General features: G+C 63.2%; 14 protein-coding genes. 11 read left to right on the top strand and 3 right to left on the bottom strand.

Translation table 11 applies throughout. The features are described 5' to 3' along the window. Positions 1 to 25: 25 nt before the first annotated feature. From ACFRFQ_RS08940 to ACFRFQ_RS08890, 11 genes are all read left to right on the top strand, one after another. The gene (locus ACFRFQ_RS08940; protein ID WP_378655819.1) at positions 26 to 1,534 is read left to right on the top strand and encodes a DEAD/DEAH box helicase; all 1,509 of its coding nucleotides are present in this window, start codon (positions 26 to 28) and stop codon (positions 1,532 to 1,534) included. Between the two features lie 5 nt (positions 1,535 to 1,539). Continuing rightward, positions 1,540 to 2,421 (top strand): DMT family transporter, encoded by an 882-nt coding sequence (locus ACFRFQ_RS08935; protein ID WP_138868576.1) that lies wholly within the window; start codon positions 1,540 to 1,542, stop codon positions 2,419 to 2,421. Between the two features lie 3 nt (positions 2,422 to 2,424). After that, positions 2,425 to 3,861, top strand: a complete 1,437-nt coding sequence (locus tag ACFRFQ_RS08930; RefSeq protein ID WP_378655816.1) for a GuaB1 family IMP dehydrogenase-related protein — start codon at positions 2,425 to 2,427, stop codon at positions 3,859 to 3,861. Positions 3,862 to 4,172: 311 nt separating this feature from the next. Beyond that, on the top strand, positions 4,173 to 5,552 hold the full coding sequence (locus tag ACFRFQ_RS08925) for a hemolysin family protein (protein WP_378655814.1): 1,380 nt from the start codon (positions 4,173 to 4,175) through the stop codon (positions 5,550 to 5,552). Continuing rightward, a complete protein-coding gene (locus ACFRFQ_RS08920) occupies positions 5,545 to 6,633 on the top strand; it encodes a hemolysin family protein (RefSeq protein ID WP_378655811.1) in 1,089 nt (362 codons plus the stop codon). Before ACFRFQ_RS08925 ends, ACFRFQ_RS08920 begins: the two co-directional genes overlap by 8 nt. 3 nt (positions 6,634 to 6,636) lie before the next feature. Further along, positions 6,637 to 7,515: a 3-methyladenine DNA glycosylase gene (locus ACFRFQ_RS08915; RefSeq protein WP_378655808.1), complete on the top strand. Its 879-nt coding sequence runs from the start codon at positions 6,637 to 6,639 to the stop codon at positions 7,513 to 7,515. 18 nt (positions 7,516 to 7,533) lie between these two features. Continuing rightward, positions 7,534 to 8,838: a CoA transferase gene (locus tag ACFRFQ_RS08910; RefSeq protein WP_378655805.1), complete on the top strand. Its 1,305-nt coding sequence runs from the start codon at positions 7,534 to 7,536 to the stop codon at positions 8,836 to 8,838. Positions 8,839 to 8,869: 31 nt separating this feature from the next. Next, positions 8,870 to 9,346 (top strand): OsmC family protein, encoded by a 477-nt coding sequence (locus tag ACFRFQ_RS08905; RefSeq protein ID WP_378655802.1) that lies wholly within the window; start codon positions 8,870 to 8,872, stop codon positions 9,344 to 9,346. Further along, the gene (locus ACFRFQ_RS08900; protein ID WP_378655799.1) at positions 9,339 to 10,373 is read left to right on the top strand and encodes a nucleoside hydrolase; all 1,035 of its coding nucleotides are present in this window, start codon (positions 9,339 to 9,341) and stop codon (positions 10,371 to 10,373) included. The genes ACFRFQ_RS08905 and ACFRFQ_RS08900 overlap by 8 nt, the downstream gene beginning before the upstream one ends. A gap of 231 nt (positions 10,374 to 10,604) precedes the next feature. Next, on the top strand, positions 10,605 to 11,555 hold the full coding sequence (locus ACFRFQ_RS08895) for a sulfite exporter TauE/SafE family protein (RefSeq protein ID WP_378655796.1): 951 nt from the start codon (positions 10,605 to 10,607) through the stop codon (positions 11,553 to 11,555). A gap of 134 nt (positions 11,556 to 11,689) precedes the next feature. Next, positions 11,690 to 14,314 carry a LuxR C-terminal-related transcriptional regulator gene (locus tag ACFRFQ_RS08890; protein WP_378655793.1) on the top strand — a complete coding sequence of 875 codons (2,625 nt, stop codon included), beginning with the start codon at positions 11,690 to 11,692 and terminating at the stop codon, positions 14,312 to 14,314. Between the two features lie 85 nt (positions 14,315 to 14,399). Here the strand turns inward: ACFRFQ_RS08890 and meaB are convergent, their stop codons facing one another. The 3 genes from meaB to mutA are packed head-to-tail and all read right to left on the bottom strand — an operon-like array spanning position 14,400 to position 19,584. Next, on the bottom strand, positions 14,400 to 15,422 hold the full coding sequence (meaB, locus tag ACFRFQ_RS08885) for a methylmalonyl Co-A mutase-associated GTPase MeaB (RefSeq protein WP_378655790.1): 1,023 nt from the start codon (positions 15,420 to 15,422) through the stop codon (positions 14,400 to 14,402). A 17-nt stretch (positions 15,423 to 15,439) separates the two neighbouring features. Further along, entirely contained in the window at positions 15,440 to 17,692 is a 2,253-nt protein-coding gene (gene scpA / locus ACFRFQ_RS08880; protein ID WP_378655788.1) for a methylmalonyl-CoA mutase, read from the bottom strand. Then, complete coding sequence (gene mutA, locus ACFRFQ_RS08875) at positions 17,689 to 19,584, bottom strand: methylmalonyl-CoA mutase small subunit (protein WP_378655785.1); 1,896 nt, start codon at positions 19,582 to 19,584, stop codon at positions 17,689 to 17,691. Before mutA ends, scpA begins: the two co-directional genes overlap by 4 nt. Positions 19,585 to 19,682: the final 98 nt, after the last annotated feature.

Raw genomic sequence — 19,682 nt, 5'->3', positions numbered from 1 at the left:
TGCCGATACCCGGTAGCCTGGACAAATGCCGAAATCGACGATCGACTCGCCCACATCTACCGAAGGGCGCTCGTTCATCGACCTCGGAATCCCTGCTGTGATGGTGCACGCACTGCGCCGGCACGGGATTGATGCTCCGTTCCCCATCCAGGCAGCCACCATCCCCGATGTGCTGGCAGGCCGCGACGTTCTCGGCCGCGGCGCGACGGGTTCCGGCAAGACCCTGGCCTTCGGGCTTCCGATGCTGGTGCGTCTCAAGGGCGGCGCAAGCACCCGGAATCGCCCGCGCGGATTGGTGCTCGCGCCCACCCGCGAACTGGCAATTCAGATTCACAAAGCGCTCGACGACGCGGCCACCGAGGTGGGCTTGCGCGTTGCGAGCGCGGTCGGCGGTGTCCCGATCAAGCGTCAGGCCGACATTCTGGCTCGCGGCGTCGATCTGCTGATCGCCACGCCGGGCCGGTTGCTCGATCTGCTCGATCAGAAATCGGTGATTCTCGACGACGTCATGATCACCACGATCGACGAAGCCGACCACATGGCGGACATGGGCTTCATCGACGAGGTTGCCAAGATTCTCGACACGACCCCGAAAGATGGTCAGCGCCTTCTCTTTTCGGCGACACTGGATGGAAAAGTCGACGATTTGGTCGCGGGTTACCTGCGCAACCCGGCGTCACATGCCACCGCTCCCCCGGTTGCGACGGTCTCCACGATGGAACATCACCTGCTCTTCGTGGACCAGGTGGACAAGAGATCCGTTGTCGCACATATCGCTTCGCGGGCGGGGCGCACCATCATGTTCGTCAAGACCAAGCACGGAGTGGATCGTCTTGCGCAGCAACTGCATTTGATCGGTGTCTCCGCCGGCGCTCTGCACGGCGGGAAGACGCAGAACAACCGGACCAAGACCCTCGCCTCGTTCTCCGACGGCACGACGCCGGTCCTGGTCGCCACAGACGTCGCGGCCCGCGGTATCCATGTCGACGACGTGACGCTGGTCGTCCATGTCGATCCGCCTGCGGAGGCCAAGGATTACCTGCACCGCGCCGGCCGTACCGCCCGCGCCGGTGAATCAGGTGTTGTTGTCACCATCGTCACCGATGAAGAACGCGCGGTTGTCGAGAAGCTGACCAAGGCAGCCGGCGTGAAAGTCCACAGTGTTCGGGTCCGTCCCGACGATCTGGAGCTCACCCGCATCACAGGTGCCATGGAACCGACAGGGATCCCCGTCGCAGCGCCCGACACGAGCGTCGAGGTCACGCATACGGCCAAGCGTGGGCGGCAGGAACACGACACCGCGGGCCGCACGGCAGCAGGTGGCCGGATGAAGAAAGACGGAGACAAGCGCGCTGTTGCTTCGCGCCGGGTCACCGATCCCAAGACGGTGAAGAAGATCCGCGCCGACGGTACTCCCGTCCCGACGCGTTCGGAGCGCCTCGCATCCAAGGGACTCACGCCGCGCCGCGGAACAGGTAAACCCAATTCCGGTCGCCCGTCTGCCGGAAAAGCCGGAGGCAAACGCGCACACTGAGATCTATGGGCGATCTTCCACTGATCTCGATCATCTGCGCACTCGCTGCCGCATTGCTCTTCGCGTGCGCGTCGGTTGCTCAACAGCGGGCCGCGTCGTCGGTACCCGAGGGCGGAGCGCTGGTCGCGTCGTTGATCCGCAGTCCGCGGTGGTGGGCCGGTCTGATCGGCGACGGCGGTGGTTACGTCATGCAGGCGCTCGCGCTGGCACTCGGTTCGGTGCTGGTGGTGCAGCCGTTGATCGTGTCGTCGTTGTTGTTCGCGCTGCCGCTGTCGGCAAAGTTCTCGGGCATCCGGATCACACGGACCGCCTGGACGTTTGCGGTCATGCTTGCCATTGCCTTGGCTGTATTTCTCGTTGTCGGTGATCCCACCGAGGGCGACAGCAATGCACCGTGGTCGGACTGGGCCGTGCCTTTGACGATCACGGTCGGCGTCGCCGTCGTTGCGACCATCGGCGGCTTGTCCAAACTCGACGCAGGCTGGCGTGCACTGCTTCTCGGCGCCGCGGCGGGCGTCTTCTACGGTATCGCCGTGGCGTTCACGAAGTACGTCACCGATCTACTCGGGGACGGGTTCGTCAGCGTCGTGAGTGCCTGGCAGACCTGGGCGCTCATCGCGTCGGGGGCCATCGGCGTCTACGTCCAGCAACGCGCGTTCCAGGTGGGTCCGTTGTCTGCGTCGTTGCCGGCGTTGACCATCGGCGAACCCATCGCGGCGGTCTTCCTCGGCATGACGGTTCTCGACGAGCGACTACGCGTCGAGGGCCTCGGGATTGTTGTCATCGGTTGCGCCGTCGCCGTCATGATCGTCACGACAATCGCGCTCTCGCGGTCGCAAGGACGCGAAACGATCGGCGTAACTGCGCCTTCGCCGGTAAGCTCGTGAAACGTGCAGTTCCTCGAAGGGCAACGCCCCCCATACGACCTGACCTACGACGATGTCTTCCTCGTCCCCAACCGGACTGACGTGACGTCCCGGTTCGACGTCGATCTTGCCTCCGCCGACGGCTCGGGTACCACCATTCCCGTCGTGGTCGCCAACATGACCGCAGTGGCCGGTCGCAGAATGGCCGAAACTGTCGCACGGCGCGGCGGGCTGGTGATCATTCCGCAGGACGTCCCCACCGAAGCTGTGGCCGAGACCGTGGCATTCGTGAAGAGCCGTCATCTCGTGGCCGACACTCCGGTGACCTTGAGCCCGGAGGACGCTGTCTCCGACGCGTTGGCCCTGCTGCCCAAACGCGCGCACGGCGCAGTGGTGGTCGTCGAGGACGGCAAGCCCCTCGGTGTTGTCACCGAAGCGGCCTGCGCGGACGTCGACAGGTTCACTCGCCTCCGTACTGTGGCGATCACCGACTTCGTCACCGCCCCGGTCACCGCAACACCGCGTGAGGTGTTCGAACTGCTCGAAACCAAGCATGATCCGCTTGCCGTCATCGTCAACGAGGACGGCACCCTAGCCGGGGTTCTGACTCGCACCGGCGCGATTCGTGCCGGAATCTACGACCCAGCGGTAGATGCCAACGGCGCTCTGCGCGTTGCTGCGGCGGTCGGCGTCAACGGCGATGTGGGTGCCAAGGCCAAAGCGCTGGTCGATGCCGGCGCGGACGTCATTGTGGTCGATACCGCCCACGGGCATCAGCAGCGCATGATCGACGCCCTGACCACACTCAAAGCTCTGGATCTCGGTGTGCCGTTGGTGGCAGGCAACGTGGTCTCCGCGCAGGGCACCCGCGATCTCATCGCCGCAGGCGCCGACATCGTCAAGGTCGGCGTCGGACCCGGCGCTATGTGCACGACACGCATGATGACGGGTGTCGGCCGACCGCAATTCTCGGCCGTTGCCGAATGTGCCGCGGCAGCACGCGAATTGGGTAAGCACGTGTGGGCCGACGGCGGAGTGCGGCATCCGCGCGACGTTGCACTTGCTCTGGCTGCGGGTGCGTCGAACGTGATGATCGGCTCGTGGTTTGCCGGCACGTACGAGTCGCCGGGCGACCTCAAGGTCGATCAGGCCGGCAACGCGTACAAAGAGAGCTTCGGGATGGCGTCGAAGCGTGCGGTGGCCGCGCGCACTGCCACCGAAACGGCTTTTGATCGCGCCCGGAAGGGATTGTTCGAGGAGGGCATCTCGAGTTCACGAATGCGACTCGATCCCGAGCGTCCCGGCGTCGAGGATCTGATCGACCAGATCTGTTCCGGTGTGCGCAGTACCTGCACGTATGCCGGTGCACGTTCACTGGAGGAACTGCACGACAAGGCAGTTCTCGGTGTGCAGTCTGCTGCCGGTTTTGCCGAGGGACGGCCCCTCCCCATCGGTTGGTGAATCGGCAATTGTGACGAACGGCGGGTGCTCGGCTCCCAATACGCGGGCACTCGCCGGTATCATCGAACCTGGAAACAACAAATGAAAACTCGGTCGGGTGCCAATCGGCAACCCGACCGAGTCCGCTAGAGCCGAGAAGTCTTCGGCCCGACGAGAGGAACCCGGTGCCCGAGGCACCCACACACTTATCCGGCGCAACACCCGTCGTTTTATCCGAGGAATCGTCCGATTCCGCTGGTTCGGAGGGCTCCTCTAGCGAGCCGGGAGACAAACCCGGCGCACTCAGCTCTCCACTTGGGTGGCGATGATCGATGGATATCGCATTCACCATTCTCAGTCTGCTCGGCTTCATCGCACTGACCGCAGGTACCGCCCTCTTCGTGGCGGCAGAATTCTCACTCACTGCGCTCGAGCGCAGCACCGTCGACGAAGCTGCCCGTGACGGTGACCTCCGTTCCCGTCAGGTCCAGCACGCGCACAAGACGCTCTCGTTTCAGCTGTCCGGCGCGCAGCTCGGCATCACGATCACGACACTCATCACCGGTTACCTCGCCGAGCCTGTTCTCGCCCGGTTCATCACCCCGGTCATGAAAGCCGTCGGCCTGAGCGAATCGGCAGCGTCCACAACGTCTTTGATCCTCGCCCTGGTTATCGCGACGTCGTTCTCGATGATCTTCGGTGAGCTGGTCCCCAAGAACCTGGCAATTTCCAAGCCGATGCCGACAGCCCGCGCCACCGCCGGAATGCAGGCCGGTTTCTCACTCATCTTCAAGTGGGCGATCAACGGGCTCAACGGAACCGCCAACTGGATCGTGCGGCGCCTCGGCATCGAACCTGCCGAGGAACTGCGTTCGGCGCGGTCCCCCCAGGAACTCGGCTCGCTGGTCCGCACGTCGGCGCAGCGCGGTTCCATCGACGAGGGCACTGCGCTTCTGGTCAACCGGTCGTTGCAGTTCGGCGACCGCACAGCGGAAGAACTCATGACGCCGCGAGTGAAGATCGAATCACTCGAGTTGTCCGATACCGTCGCAGACCTGATCGTGACGGCGTCCCGCACCGGCTACTCACGGTTCCCCGTTGTCCGCGGCGACCTCGACGACACCGTCGGAGTTGTTCACATCAAACACGCGTTCACGGTTCCGGCCGACCGCAGGCGTACGACGCGAGTCGACAGCCTCGCCCAGCGCGTACCGGTAGTCCCGTCGAGCCTCGACGGTGACGCTGTCATGGAACGCATCCGCTCCGACGGCATGCAGGTCGCACTCGTGGTCGACGAATACGGCGGAACCGCAGGCCTCGTCACCATGGAAGACCTCATCGAGGAAATCGTGGGCGACGTGCGCGACGAGCACGACGAACCCGAACTCGACGTCCAGCGCGCCGGCGACGGGTGGTCCTGCTCCGGACTCCTGCGCATCGACGAAGTCACCTCCGCTACGGGGTACACCGCACCCGAAGGCGACTACGACACCCTCGGCGGGTTGGTGCTCACCGAATTGGGGCGCATCCCCGATGAGGGAGACGAGGTGGAATTGCCCGACGTCGACGCGTCCGGCGATCACCGCGGCAAGTGGATTGCGCGAGTCACGTCGATGGACGGCCGTCGTATCGACCGAGTAACCATCACCCCGGTACCGGCAGATGTCGAACCCGAATCAGCAGAACGCACGAAGGAGTCCGACGATGAATAACCTTCTCGGCGTTCTCCTCACCGTTGTACTGCTAGCAGGCAACGCATTTTTTGTCGGCGCGGAATTCGCGCTGATTTCTGCTCGCCGCGACCGACTCGAAGCGTTGGTCGCCCAGGGCAAGAAGCGGGCACTCACCGTCATCAAAGCCGGCGAGAACCTGTCGCTGATGCTCGCTGCCGCGCAGCTCGGCATCACGATCTGTTCGATCCTCCTCGGTAAGGTCGCCGAGCCCGCCATCGCGCATCTTCTCGAGGTGCCGATGGAAGCCGTCGGCCTGCCCGACGGATTACTGCACCCGATTTCGTTTGCGATCGCGCTGTCGCTCGTGGTTGTGCTGCACATCCTGCTCGGTGAGATGGTGCCCAAGAACATCGCGCTGGCCGGGCCGGAGAAGACGGCGATGCTGCTCGTGCCGATCCATCTCGGGTTCATCAAGATCGCGCGCCCGATCATCGCGTTCTACAACGTGTGCGCGAACGGGATTCTGCGTCTGCTGCGAGTCGAACCGAAGGACGAGCTCGACGTCACGGTCTCGGCGGTGGAATTGTCCGCGATGATCGGTGAATCCCGATCCGAAGGACTCATCGACGCCGAAGAGCACCGACGGTTGAAGCAGGCCCTCGAATCGACCGACCGCACGGTGTCTGAAGTTCTGATCACGCTCGACAAAGTGCGGACCATCCCGCTCACTCCGACCGGCACCACGCTGGGCGACATCGAGCGGGCCGTCATCGAAACCGGCTACTCGCGCTACCCCGTCCGGGCTGCCGACGGCACTCTGGCCGGATACGTGCACCTCAAGGACGTGCTCGACGAGGTTCTCGACGAAGCTGCGGGGCCGGATACCGTCGTGCCCACGTCGGATATTCGTCCGTTGCCGGTTGTTCCGCTCAGCACGCCACTCGCCGAGGCATTGGCAGGCCTGCGACGCGCCAGCTCGCATCTCGGTGCCGTCACCGACGCCGACGGCGTTGTCATCGGCATCGTCGCACTGGAGGATCTCCTCGAGGAGTACGTCGGCACCGTCCGCGACGGCACGCACCGCGGAACCGACGCAGTTCCGGGACAGCGGAACAACTGATCCATGACACGTTCGGTGGAAACACTCGCGCTCAGCCGCAGCGAGTGGACGGCTCGGCAAGCACTTCACTTCGAGAAAGTGGAGCAGCTTGTCGGGCCGCACCGGGCGCGTCGTAGCGCCGGTATCACTCACCCGGTACACGACTTCCTGTTCACTTACTACAACTTCAAACCGGCGCAGCTCCGACGCTGGCACCCCGGGTACAGCGTCGCATTGGAAGGCGCATCCGAGTACGCCGAGTTCTCGGGGTACCGCGTCGACGAATCCGGTTACGCGAGCGTCGATCCTTCCGTGCTCGACCGTCGACGGCACACTGTCGAGTTCGTAGGAAAGCTGCTGGACCAGACGTCCTCTCGCCCCGCTGTGCTCGGTTGCTTCGGTTTGCACGAGTGGGCGATGGTGTACCGCGGCGACGAGGAAGCGATCCGTCATCAGTCGGTTCCGCTACGGCTGGGATCCGCGGGCACCGACGCTGTAGTGGAATCCTTGCCCCTCAAATGCACTCACTACGACGCGTTCCGTTTCTTCACACCGGACGCGGCTCCGAAGAATGCCCTGAATCTGATCCGCGACACGCAGATCGATTACGAGCAGCCTGGATGCCTGCATGCCGGGATGGATCTCTACAAATGGAGCTTCAAACTACTGCCGCTCGTCGATTCCGATCTGGTGATGGCGTGCTTCGAGCACGCACTCTTGGCGCGTGAACTCGACATGCGTGCCAGTCCCTACGACCTGCGCGAATACGGGTACTCCCCCATTGCCATCGAAACTCCCGCCGGCCGTGCCGAATACGTTCGGCAGCAACAGCAGTTGGCGGAGAGGGCTGCCCCGCTCCGCGCTACGCTGGCCGAACGGTGCCGGGATCTACTCGGGCACTGACCGCCCGAAAGGCATCGCATGGAGCACGGCTACGGGTTCTATCTGGACGAGTACCAGCGCGACGTCGGAGCGCACGTTCACGCTTCGATCACGTGTCCCGAGTCCGGAGGTTACCTCTCCGCTCATCTGCCGGTCTTCGACCTCGCTGCCGGTTCGGTGGCTGCCTTCGCGTCGGCGATAGAGCGCTCGCAACTGCTTGATCGCACGCAGTGGCCTCTCGATCCCGAACGCATCGCCGCATCCTTCTCCAGCGACCGACTCCTGCGGATAGGCGGGCAACCCGTCGACGCGTTCTCGGCGTACTCGGGCTTCTTTGCCGCCCGCGACGGCTGGGTGCGCACCCACGGCAACTACCCGCACCATCGCGACCGACTGCTGTCTTTCCTCGACCTGGATTCCAGTGCAACCAAAGACAATGTAGTGCAACGGATATCCGAGTTCGATGCCATCGAGATCGAACAGCGTGCCGCCGATGTCGGCGCCATTGCCGTTCGCGTCCGTACCGAGAACGAATGGCGCCTGAGCGAGCAGTACGCCACGGCGCGGTCGGCTCCGCTCGTATCCGTCCGAGTGCGCGAGAGCGAAGGAACACCCACGCGTTCGACTCGATTGCGCGTTCTGGACCTCACCCGCGTTATTGCCGGACCGGTCGCAACACGTGCTTTGGCGCTACTCGGCGCTGATGTACTGCGTATTGATCCGCCGAGCATGCCGGAAATCGAATGGCAGCACCTCGATACCGGGCAAGGAAAGCGATCGGCACTTCTCAACCTCGGGAGCTCCGAAGGTGCCGTACGTTTCCGCGAACTTCTCGACAGCGCGGATGTCCTGGTGACCGGGTACCGCCCGGGCGCCCTCGAAGCACTCATCGGGCGAGAACTCCCTGCCCACCTGATTCACGGACGGGTCAGCGCGTGGGGCTGGGACGGCCCCTGGGCAGATCGACGCGGATTCGACTCGATCGTGCAGGCCGCGTCGGGGATCTCGTTCCTCGAAGGTGGTAACAAGCCCGGCGCGCTCCCCGCCCAGGCACTCGACCACGCCACGGGATACTTCCTGGCTGCCGGCATCGTGGACGCTCTGACCTTGCAGAGGCAGGACGGAAACGGTCGCGACGTCGACGTGGCACTGGCTCGAACCGGGGTACGACTGCTCGATGCTCCGGGCCGAACCGTGCAGCCTGAACCTGCCAAGGCACCAGGGCCAGATGTTGTTGTCACACATGGCGAAGTCACCACTGCGCGACCTGCGCTGGCCCAGTTCGACGACTACCCGGCGCCGGCGCAGAAGTGGGGCAAGGACGTTGCCGCGTGGGTGCGCTGAGATAGTGACGCATACAAGGCAAGATGGACATGTGAAGTCGCATACCTACACCCTGGATCTGCAGTGGACTGGCGATCTGGGAACCGGAACCTCCAGCTCACAAGCGTATTCGCGGGACCATTCCGTTTCGGCTGCAGGCAAACCCGAACTTCTGGGGAGTTCCGACCCCGCTTTTCGCGGCGACCCGGAGCGGTGGAATCCCGAAGAAATGCTGGTCGCGTCGCTCGCACAGTGCCACATGCTCTGGTACCTCGGGCTGGCCGCCGCTGCCGGCGTCGTCGTGCTCGATTACACGGATCAGCCGGTCGGGACGATGATCGAGGAGGCCGACGGTGATGGCCAGTTCATCGAAGTAACCTTGCACCCAACGGTTTTGGTGGCCGACGCGTCGATGGTCGACAAGGCGGAGGCTCTGCACGGTCCCGCTCATGCCAAATGCTTCATTGCGCGATCCGTGAACTTTCCCGTCCTGAACTCGCCCACGACCGTGGCGGCAACGGATGAGTAACCGTCACAAGCTGATTGTCGACGTCGACACCGGCATCGACGACTCGTTGGCTCTGCTGTACTTGCTGGCCAGCCCCGAAGCCGAGATCCTCGGGATCGCGAGCACCGCGGGAAATGTTCCCGTGGAACAGGTCGCGGCCAACAATCTCAACTGGCTGGCACTGTGCGGAGCCCCGGATATCGAGGTTGCCTTAGGCGCCACCGTGCCGTTGGTGATCCCGTTGCGGACCACCGAGGAAACCCACGGACCGCAAGGCATAGGTCACGCGGTACTCCCCGATTCCGGGCGAGAGTTGTCGGTACGCACTGCCACCGAACTGTGGGTGGACCTGGTTCGCGAATATCCCGGTCAGATCACAGGGCTGGTGACCGGTCCCCTGACGAATCTGGCGCTCGCGATCCGGATCGAACCAGACCTTCCACGTCTGCTGAATCGACTGGTCGTCATGGGCGGTTCGTTCAACTACCCCGGAAACACGACGCCCACCGCCGAATGGAACGTCTCCGTCGACCCTCACGCCGCCAAGGAAGTGTTCGACGCGTTTTCTGTTGTCCCCGCGCACCGGCGCCCGATCATTTGTGGCCTCAACGTCACCGAGTCGATCGAGATGTTCCCCGAACACGTCCGCCGGCTTGCCGAAGCGGCAGGGAGCACCCCGGACGAGATCATTTCTCCCGACGACGGACCCGACGTTCGTAGTGCGGCGTCGAACAGCGTCATCCGGCATCTGTCCGACGCGATCCGGTTCTACATGGAATTCCACCGGGAGTACGACCAGGGCTTCCTCGCCCACATGCACGACCCGTTTGCTGCCGCGATCGCACTGAACCCAGCGCTGGGCGTCCTGAGGCCGGCAACCGTGGACGTCGAAACCGAGAGCCCACTTCTGATCGGAACTACCGTTGCCGATTGGGTCGGACACTGGAAACGTGATCCCAATGCAGACATCGTGGTGAGCACTGATCCGGTGAAGTTCTTCGACGAGCTTGTCCAACGAGTGGGACGGTTCGCGCGCGCGGTGGGTTGAATCTCGCTGTCAATGGTTATGCTCGCAAGGAACAGAACCCACAAACGAGATAAAAGGACCCCAACGTGCAGAATTCCAGCTCCGATGCCTCACCGGCATTCGCGCTCGGATTGATGGCGTTCTGGCCCACTCGTCGTAGCGCATGCTTCGATCAGGCGTGTTGCTGAGCGGCGATTTCTCGCTGCCTGCACCCCTGACTTTGTCGCTTCTTCGCTCGGAGTCTGTCTTCTCATGTTCAACCTGCTGTTGTTCACACTTGTCGGTGTCGGCGCTCAACTTGTCGACGGCGCGCTCGGAATGGCGTTCGGTGTCACCGCAACCACGCTGCTGATGATCGGCGGGCTCGGGCCCGCGCAGGCCAGTGCCGCCGTGCACCTCGCCGAGGTCGGAACCACCTTGGCGTCGGGTCTGTCGCACTGGAAGTTCCAGAACATCGACTGGAAGTTGGTCGCAAAACTCGGCGTTCCCGGTGCGGTCGGTGCATTCGTCGGCGCTACAGTGCTGTCCGGCCTGTCCACCGAGGCAGCGGTCCCGATCACAGCGACCATCCTTGTCGCGATCGGTGTGTATGTAGCACTACGCTTCTCAGTCCGACCCCCGGCCACCGCGCATGCCCGCAGCACACCGCACACCGCACGGTTCCTCTCACCCCTTGGCCTGTTCGGAGGATTCATCGACGCCTCCGGCGGCGGCGGTTGGGGTCCTATCACGACCAGTACGCTGCTCTCGCGCGGCAAAACTGCTCCGCGCACGGTGATCGGGTCGGTCAGTGCGTCTGAGTTCTTGGTCGCATCAGCAGCGTCGTTGGGCTTCCTCGTCGGGCTGGGCCGCGAATCAGCCGGAAATCTACTGGTTGTCGCTGGTCTGGCCCTGGGCGGAATCATCGCGGCTCCAGCCGCTGCCTGGCTGGTCAGCCGCGTACCCGCCACCTTGCTCGGCACCGCTGTCGGCGGTGTGATCGTGCTGACCAACACCCAGAAACTGTTCAAGTCATTCGACATCACCGGCGCTGTCACCGTGCTCGGATATGTGGCAATCGTGGGAGCCTGGGCCGCGCTGCTGGTTTATGCGTGGCAGCGATCCAGGCTCACCGCCGCCGAAGCGCAAGGCGAATTCGCCGGTATCGAACTGGCCGTCGAGAAAGAAATCACCGAGCCGACCGTCGCACCCGAGAAGCGATAAGTCAGGAATTGGGCTCGGCGAGTGAAGTCGAGGGCGAAAATTCCAGGACCGGTTAAGATCCTTCAGTACAAACGGTAGTAAACGACAAACCGTTCGCATGGCGCGAGTGCTGCCGGTAGAAGGAGTCCGCTCTGGTGATCGGTAAGGACCGCCACAATTGGTCGTCTATTCCCGACCGGCGTGCCTACCCCGAGTCCATTTCACACCGTACGCAATTCACGAAACTCGACAACCATGCTGCCCTGACCATTATCCGCGCGCCGATCGGCTACGGGAAATCAACCCTCGTCGCCTCGTGGTTACGCACCATTCACACATCCGAGCACATTTCCGTCGTGGTCCCGGAGCCCGCTCCCGTCATGACGTCCCGTGAATACTGGGCACACGTGCTGCAACAGTTCCTCAGTGCCGAAAGAGTATTTCCGAATACTGTGATCGATCCGGCGCAAGATCCATTCACTGCGATAGTTCGCATACTCCGCGACAATTCGCGCTCGGTCATTCTCGTATTGATCAGGCCGGACAAGGTGGACGGCAGGTTGGACGAAAGCCTCGCCGACCTCGTCAAATATTGCCAGAATGTCAATCTCGTCGTGACGTTGACGGGTCGCACGATGTTTCCCGAACCACATTTACTCGATATCGATCAGGAATCAATCAGCGCACACGACCTTCTGTACACCATGAAGGACGCGACCAGCGTGCTCGAAGGATCCGGTGCATATATTGTTCCCGGCGACATCGAAACTATTCACTCGATGACCGGCGGATTGCCAGGCCTGGTACGCCGCTCGATATCGGTTCTCAAAAACCTTCCGACGGACGGTCGACGCGAACATCTTCTCGGGCATAACCTGCGACGAGTAATCCAGCACTACACCCAGGAATGTATCGCGGCCGAGGCGCACGTGGTTGGACAATACGATCTCCTCGTCGCTACGGCGCCGGCCCGTGAACTCACCGTTGATACGGTCACATACTTGCTGGAATCCGACGAATCCCCTCAGCAGGTTCGGGATCGACTCATTGCACTCGAAGCGGCCGGGATTCTCTCGTATGTCGACACCGAGGTCGTGGAAACCTGGAGATTGGCACCGGCGATCCGCCAATCCATCCTGGCGTCCCATCCCGCCGGGGGAAGTCACCCGGCTGGCCGCTTGTCCTCACTGTCGCGCGCACAACTCGATGCCGGAGAACACGCATCGGCACTCGACTATGCACTCGAGGCACAGGACTGGCCACTGGCAGTCGACATTCTCGACAAGCACTGGGCAACAATGATCGCGGACAATCTCGAGTTGGTGCGCTCTGCCTTCCAACAGATTCCGCCCGAGTCCACCGCCAAGCACTCGAGTTTCCGGGCCGCCCGAAACCTGTACCTGCAACATCCCGACGAGCAGGTGACTTTCGGGTTCTCACTACCTGAATCGACCGAGGGACTACGTGAACTCGGAGCGAGCGCCGAGGCTGTGTCAGCTCTGACCATTGGTTGCATTCAGGCATTGATGCTCATCCATGCCGGAGAATACAAACGCGCAGTCGACGTCACTGTGCGCCTGATCGAGCTGAGCCGCATCATCGAGGAATCCGATCGGCACGACATCAGCGCCCAGCTTTCCACCATGCGAGCGCAATGGGCGATCACTTTCCAGCTGAACGGCCGGCTTGTCGAGTCGACAAGCCTGGCTCGAATGGCTTACTGGGGTGCGAGTTCACAGAAAATCGGTTACATCGCGCGAAGCGCCGCCGGTACCGCGGCGTTGAACTGGGCGATGGTCGGCGAACTACACCGGGCACGGAAATGGTCGGACCTCGAGGAGCAACATCGGAACATCGAGATCACGATGCAGTCCCAGGTCAAGGTTGCGGGATTGACGGCATGTGCCCTGACATCGCTCGATTCGCTCGATTTCGCGGGTGCCGAACGGGCGCTGACCGAACTCGGACTCCCTGCCGAGAACGACGCACTTTATGCGGACGAATTCTGGGCGTTCACCGTCTACGCGCGGAGCCAATTCGCCCTCAGCAACACCGACGCGTTCTCGGCGTTGTCCCTGCTACGTCGAACAGTCTCCGCCCACCCCAGCCAGTGCAATCCGACGTCCATGGCGGGGCCGTTGATGCGCTCCACCGAGATCGATCTACTCCTGGCCCTCCGCGAAGGAAACAAGGCAGCAGTACTGGCAGAGAGCATCATCGATCCTGAAAGCAACCCGTGGACCCTGGTGTCGGTCGCACGCGTCCGACAACGTATGGGCCAGAACAAGTCCGCAATCACCCTGTGCCATCAGTACCAGTGGGACGGCGAGCCTTATCCGCGCGCACAGATGGAATCCCTTCTGGTTCAGGCAGTTGCGCATTCGGAACTCGGTGAGCAGCGTCATGCAATCAATGCGTGGTCCAAGGCCTGCGCTGTCGCAGACCAGACCGGATTACTGCGCCCTTTCGCGACCATCGCCGCGGAAGACATCGCCGCGCTGGAGGCAGCCGCATCCACGCGGTCCAGTGCACTCGCGGAGTTCATGAAAGTCGTTACTCCGGAATCATTTCCGAAATCCGTGCACATTGTCACCCTGACGGGTGGGGAACAACGGGTCCTCGCACTGCTTGCCCTCGGAATGACCTCAGTGTCGATGTCGAGGGAACTTCATCTCTCCACCAACACGATCAAGTCTCAATTGCGTTCCCTGTACAAGAAACTCGGAGCACACACTCGCGACGAGGCGATAGCACAAGCACATGCACTGCAGTTGATCTGAGGGTCGAAACTGAAAAGGCACGGTCGTTGTATCTCCTCGATATCGATGAGATGCAACGACCGTGCCTTTTCTGAACCCTGTAGTGCTACTTGTCGCTTCCGTCGAATGCGTCCAGAATCCGCTGAGCGGCCAACGCGGCCGTCAACGAACCCTCGCGTACGCTCTGCTCGACATCGGTGCGGATCTCCCGAACACGATCGTTGCTCGAAAGTCGGCGAAGCAGTTGGTCGTTCACCATCGTCCAGGTCCAGTCGACCTGTTGCTGTCGACGCTTCTCCTCGAACTGCCCGGCCTCGGTGAGCACCTCGCGGTGCTTGGTGACAGTTCCCCAGAACTCGTCCAGACCTACTCCCTCGAGGCCGCTCATCGTGATGACAGGCGGCTTCCAAATGGCGTCGTGCGGGTAGATCAGACGAAGTGCTCCGGCCAGTTCGCGGGCAGCGCCCTTCGCTTCGCGCTCGTGCTTGCCGTCGGCCTTGTTGACCGCGACGAGATCCGCGAGTTCGAGTACGCCCTTCTTGATCCCCTGCAACTGATCGCCCGTACGAGCGAGGGTCAAGAAGGTGAAGCAGTCCACCATGTTCGCGACGGTGACCTCGGACTGCCCGACACCGACAGTCTCCACGAGGATGACGTCGAAACCGGCCGCTTCGAGAAGCACGATCGTTTCGCGGGTCGCCTTGGCTACACCACCGAGGGTGCCGGACGTCGGTGACGGACGAATGTAGGCGTTCGGCTCTACGGTGAGCCGAGCCATGCGCGTCTTGTCACCGAGAATCGAACCGCCCGTGCGGGTGGACGACGGATCGACCGCCAACACCGCAACCCGATGTCCCTTGCCCAGCAAGTACATTCCGAGCGCGTCGATGAACGTCGACTTGCCGACGCCGGGAACGCCGGTGATGCCGATTCGGTGTGCTCCCCCGGCCTCGGGCAGCAACTTCAGCAGAAGTTGCTGCGCGAGCGCCCGGTGATCGTCGCGAGTGGACTCGACGAGGGTGATCGCCCGAGCGAGGCCGGCGCGCTGATTGTTGCGCACCGCCTCGGCGAGGGAATCAACAGATGGCCTAGCCGTCGGCGTCGGCATGTCGAGAGACGGACGTGCCATCTTCAGTGAATCCCTTCTCAGCTCTGATCGTGGCCCAATTGAACGGCCAGCTTCTCCAACAATCCGCTGGCAGCGTCGGCGATGACGGTGCCGGGCGGGAAGATGGCAGCGGCGCCGGCTTCGTAGAGCTCGTCGAAGTCACCGGGCGGGATGACGCCGCCGACGACGATCATGATGTCGGGTCGACCGGCCGCAGCCAGAGCTTCCCGCAATGCCGGCACCAAGGTGAGGTGTCCGGCTGCCAACGACGACACACCGACTACGTGGACGTCGTTGTCGGCCGCCTGGTTGGCGACCTCTTCGGGGGTCTGGAACAGCGGTCCCACGTCAACGTCGAATCCGATGTCCGCGAAGGCCGTGGAAATGACCTTCTGGCCACGGTCGTGGCCGTCCTGGCCCATCTTCGCAACGAGGATGCGGGGACGACGTCCCTCGTTCTCGGCGAACTTCTCGACCAGTTCCATTGCTTTGCTGATGTTGCTCACCGATCCTGCCTCGTCGCGGTACACACCACTGATGGTGCGGATCTCGGCCTGGTGGCGTCCGTACACCTTTTCGAGGGCGTCGGAAATCTCGCCGACGGTAGCCATCGCGCGAGCTGCGACGACAGCGAGCGCGAGGAGGTTGTTCTCCATGCCGCCTTCGGTGGATGCCGCTGCGCGCGTGAGGTCGGCGAGTGCAGCCTCGACGGCTACCGGATCACGTTCTGCGCGAAGGCGAACCAGCTTCTCGAGCTGTTCCTTGCGCACCTTGGAGTTCTCGACCTTGAGAACCTCGATGGTGTCGACCTCGTCGGGAACGTACTTGTTGACGCCGACCAAGGGCTGACGACCGGAGTCGATACGTGCCTGCGTGCGAGCCGCAGCTTCCTCGATGCGAAGCTTCGGGATGCCCTCGTTGATGGCTTGAGCCATTCCGCCGGCTTCTTCGACCTCTTCGATGTGCTTACGAGCCCGGTTGGCGAGTTCGTTGGTGAGCCATTCGACGTAGTAGGAGCCACCCCACGGGTCGATGGGACGCACGGTGCCGGACTCCTGCTGCAGCAGCAGCTGGGTATTGCGGGCGATGCGGGCGGAGAAGTCGGTCGGCAGTGCGATCGCTTCGTCGAGTGCGTTGGTGTGCAGGGACTGGGTGTGCCCCTGGGTGGCAGCCATGGCTTCGACGCAGGTACGCGGGACGTTGTTGAAGACGTCCTGCGCGGTCAGCGACCAGCCGGAGGTCTGCGAGTGGGTACGCAGCGAGAGCGACTTCGCGCTCTTGGGATCGAATTTGGCAACCAGCTCGGCCCACAGCAAACGCCCCGCCCGCAGCTTGGCGACCTCCATGAAGAAGTTCATGCCGATCGCCCAGAAGAAGGACAGACGCGGTGCGAACTTGTCGATGTCCATACCGGCGTCGAGGCCGGCGCGGATGTACTCGACGCCGTCCGCGAGGGTGTACGCCAGTTCCAGATCGGCGGTCGCGCCGGCTTCCTGGATGTGGTAACCCGAGATGGAGATGGAGTTGTACTTCGGCATTTCCGCGCTGGAGTACGCGAAGATGTCCGAAATGATCCGCATCGAAGGCTTGGGCGGATAGATGTAGGTGTTACGAACCATGAACTCTTTGAGGATGTCGTTCTGGATCGTTCCGGCCAGCTTGTCCGGGGTGACACCCTGCTCGCCGGCCGCAGCGACGTACAGCGCGAGGATCGGCAGCACAGCGCCGTTCATCGTCATCGAGACCGACACCTGCGAGAGGTCGATTCCGTCGAAGAGCTGACGCATGTCGAGGATGGAATCGATTGCGACACCGGCCATTCCGACGTCACCGGCAACGCGCGGGTGGTCGGAGTCGTAGCCGCGGTGCGTAGCGAGGTCGAAGGCGACCGACAGGCCCTTCTGGCCGGCCGCGAGGTTACGACGGTAGAACGCATTCGACTCGGCGGCGGTGGAGAAGCCGGCGTACTGACGAATGGTCCACGGCTGGTTCACGTACATGGTCGGGTACGGACCACGCAGGAACGGGGCTGCGCCCGGGAAGCTGTCGAGCGGGTAACCCGACTCGGCTGCGGCCGTGCGGTCTGCGCCGGTGAACACCGGCTTGACGTCGATGCCTTCCGGAGTGGACCAGACAACCTGCTCAGCGGCATAGTTGTTGGCGTTGGCACCCTCTTCGATGAGCGCCTGGGCCTGCTCGACCGACGGCGGTGTGGGTGCCGGAGACTGCGGGTCCTCGAGTGGGACCTCGGCGAAACTGCCGATCACGTGCTTGACCTCTCGTGTCGTCACTTGGAGCTTCCCGTCTCGATGAAGTCGAGCAGTTCGGTCAGAGCCGACACTGCGTCGATGCGGGCTGTGAGGAATCCGTCCGGACGAGAATCGCCCGCGGCATCGCCGACGGCCTTTTCCGGTCCGGCCAGCAGCACCTTGGTGATACCGGCGGCGCGAAGCTCGGCGACGGCTGCTGCTGCGCTCTCGCCGTAGCGCTTGTCGGTGCCACACAGCACGGCGACGGTGGCGCCGGAAGCCTTGACCGCTGCGGAGATGGCTTCTGCGCCCACCTCGAGTGGGCCGGGGTTGACTGCGTCGATACCACCCGAAGCGAGCAGGTTGGATGCAAACGTGGTGCGCACGTTGTGTTCTGCAACCGAGCCCAGCGGCGCGAGAAGCGCGGTGGGGCGGGCGCCGCCGGCGGCGAGGAACGCGTCCGAGCGGTCACGAAGTGCTTCGAACGCAGCTGCGTAGCGGGCAACGGCCTGGCCGGGCTCGACGGCTGCGGCGGACAGCGGCGTTTCGCCGAGGTTCGGGAACTCGTTGACACCGGTGACCGTGGTCTTGCGGTGTGCGATGTCGGAGTCACGCTTGGCCTTGGTGGTGGCGATGCGATCGGAGACGATTCCCGCCTCGAGCGCGGCGAGATATCCACCGGCAGCTTCGATTTCCTGGAAGAACTCCCACGCGGTTGCGGCGATCTGCTGCGTCAGGTCCTCGACGTACCAGGAGCCTGCCGACGGATCGAGCACGCGGCCCAGGTGCGACTCCTCGAGGAGAAGCAGCTGCGTGTTGCGGGCGATGCGTGAGGAGAACGACTTGCTGACACCGAGGGTGCCGTCGGCGAGGGCGACGTCGAACGGGAGAACGGTGACGGCGTCTGCTCCGCCGACACCGGCGCCGAACGCGGCGAGGGTGGTGCGCAGCATGTTCACCCAGGGATCACGCTGAGCCATCATCGCGGCGGAGGTGACAGCGTGCTGCGGTGCTCCACCGAAGTCGGATGCCCCGCATACCTGCGCGATGCGGGCCCACACGAGACGTGCGGCGCGGAACTTCGCGATGGTCTGGAACTGATCGTCGGTGGCCGAGTAGCGGAAAGCCAACTGCGACAACGCAGCACCGATGGTCAAGTTGCCGTCTGCGGTGAGGGCGCGGAGGTATTCGAGACCAGCTGCGACTGCTGCTCCGAGCTCCTCGGCGTCACCGGCGCCTGCATTGTGGAATGCCGTGCCGTCGACGGTGATTGCCCGCACTGTTTCGGTGCGAGCGTCAGCGGCAACGGCCAGTTCGACAGCTTCCGTCAGATCGACGTCGACTGCGCCGGAGAACGAACTTGTCAGCGGCGCGGCCCCGAGGTTGACGCGGATGCCGGCGCGATCGCTGACGCCGTCGCCGGACTCGGCGCGGGCATCGAGAAGTGCCAGGATCGCGCGGGTGGCGGCGCTTGCCTCGGCTCCGGCGTCCAGCGTGAGCGGAGCGAGGTCGAGAAGCACACCCTCGAGCGCTGCGGTCAGTTCGTCGACGGACACTCCGCCGAGTCCGGCCTTGAGCCAGATCGCACTGACACCGTTCTCGAGCGCGTCGAGGATGGTCCGGTTGGTGTCTGCAGCGGAACCGGTTCCGAATTGAGCCGAAACCAACCAGCCTGCATTGACGTCACGATGGGCGTCGACGCCGCGGACGTACGGGAAGCTGCCGGGCAGCGTCTGCTCGGGGCGTTCGTCGCGGGGGCTGTACAGCGGTGCGACAGTGACGCCGTCGTATGTAACGGTTTCGAGCAGTTTCTGCGGCTCGGGGCCCAGTTCTGCCGCATCGACTCTGCGGGACTTGGCGAGCACTCCGGCGACGGAGCGTTGCCACTCCGCATATGCCTGCTCGACAGCCTCGGCTTCTGAAGCTATTGACACTGTGTCCGCTGCCTCTCGTTGTGCGTAAGCGTTATACCGATTATCGGATCTGTTCATCGAATTGCTCGTTATGGCTGTGATGCTAACCCGCCTCCGAA

The sequence above is a fragment of the Rhodococcus sp. NPDC056743 genome, assembly GCF_042790355.1.
Classification (GTDB): domain Bacteria; phylum Actinomycetota; class Actinomycetes; order Mycobacteriales; family Mycobacteriaceae; genus Rhodococcus_F.
This window is presented reverse-complemented; position numbering and strand designations above follow the sequence as displayed.

Coding starts and splice junctions, on each gene's coding strand:
- ACFRFQ_RS08940 (WP_378655819.1), top strand. CDS start 26: ATGCCGAAATCGACGATCGACTCGCCCACATCTACCGAAGGGCGCTCG.
- ACFRFQ_RS08895 (WP_378655796.1), top strand. CDS start 10,605: ATGTTCAACCTGCTGTTGTTCACACTTGTCGGTGTCGGCGCTCAACTT.
- ACFRFQ_RS08935 (WP_138868576.1), top strand. CDS start 1,540: ATGGGCGATCTTCCACTGATCTCGATCATCTGCGCACTCGCTGCCGCA.
- meaB (WP_378655790.1), bottom strand. CDS start 15,422: ATGGCACGTCCGTCTCTCGACATGCCGACGCCGACGGCTAGGCCATCT.
- ACFRFQ_RS08900 (WP_378655799.1), top strand. CDS start 9,339: ATGAGTAACCGTCACAAGCTGATTGTCGACGTCGACACCGGCATCGAC.
- ACFRFQ_RS08915 (WP_378655808.1), top strand. CDS start 6,637: ATGACACGTTCGGTGGAAACACTCGCGCTCAGCCGCAGCGAGTGGACG.
- ACFRFQ_RS08920 (WP_378655811.1), top strand. CDS start 5,545: ATGAATAACCTTCTCGGCGTTCTCCTCACCGTTGTACTGCTAGCAGGC.
- ACFRFQ_RS08925 (WP_378655814.1), top strand. CDS start 4,173: ATGGATATCGCATTCACCATTCTCAGTCTGCTCGGCTTCATCGCACTG.
- ACFRFQ_RS08910 (WP_378655805.1), top strand. CDS start 7,534: ATGGAGCACGGCTACGGGTTCTATCTGGACGAGTACCAGCGCGACGTC.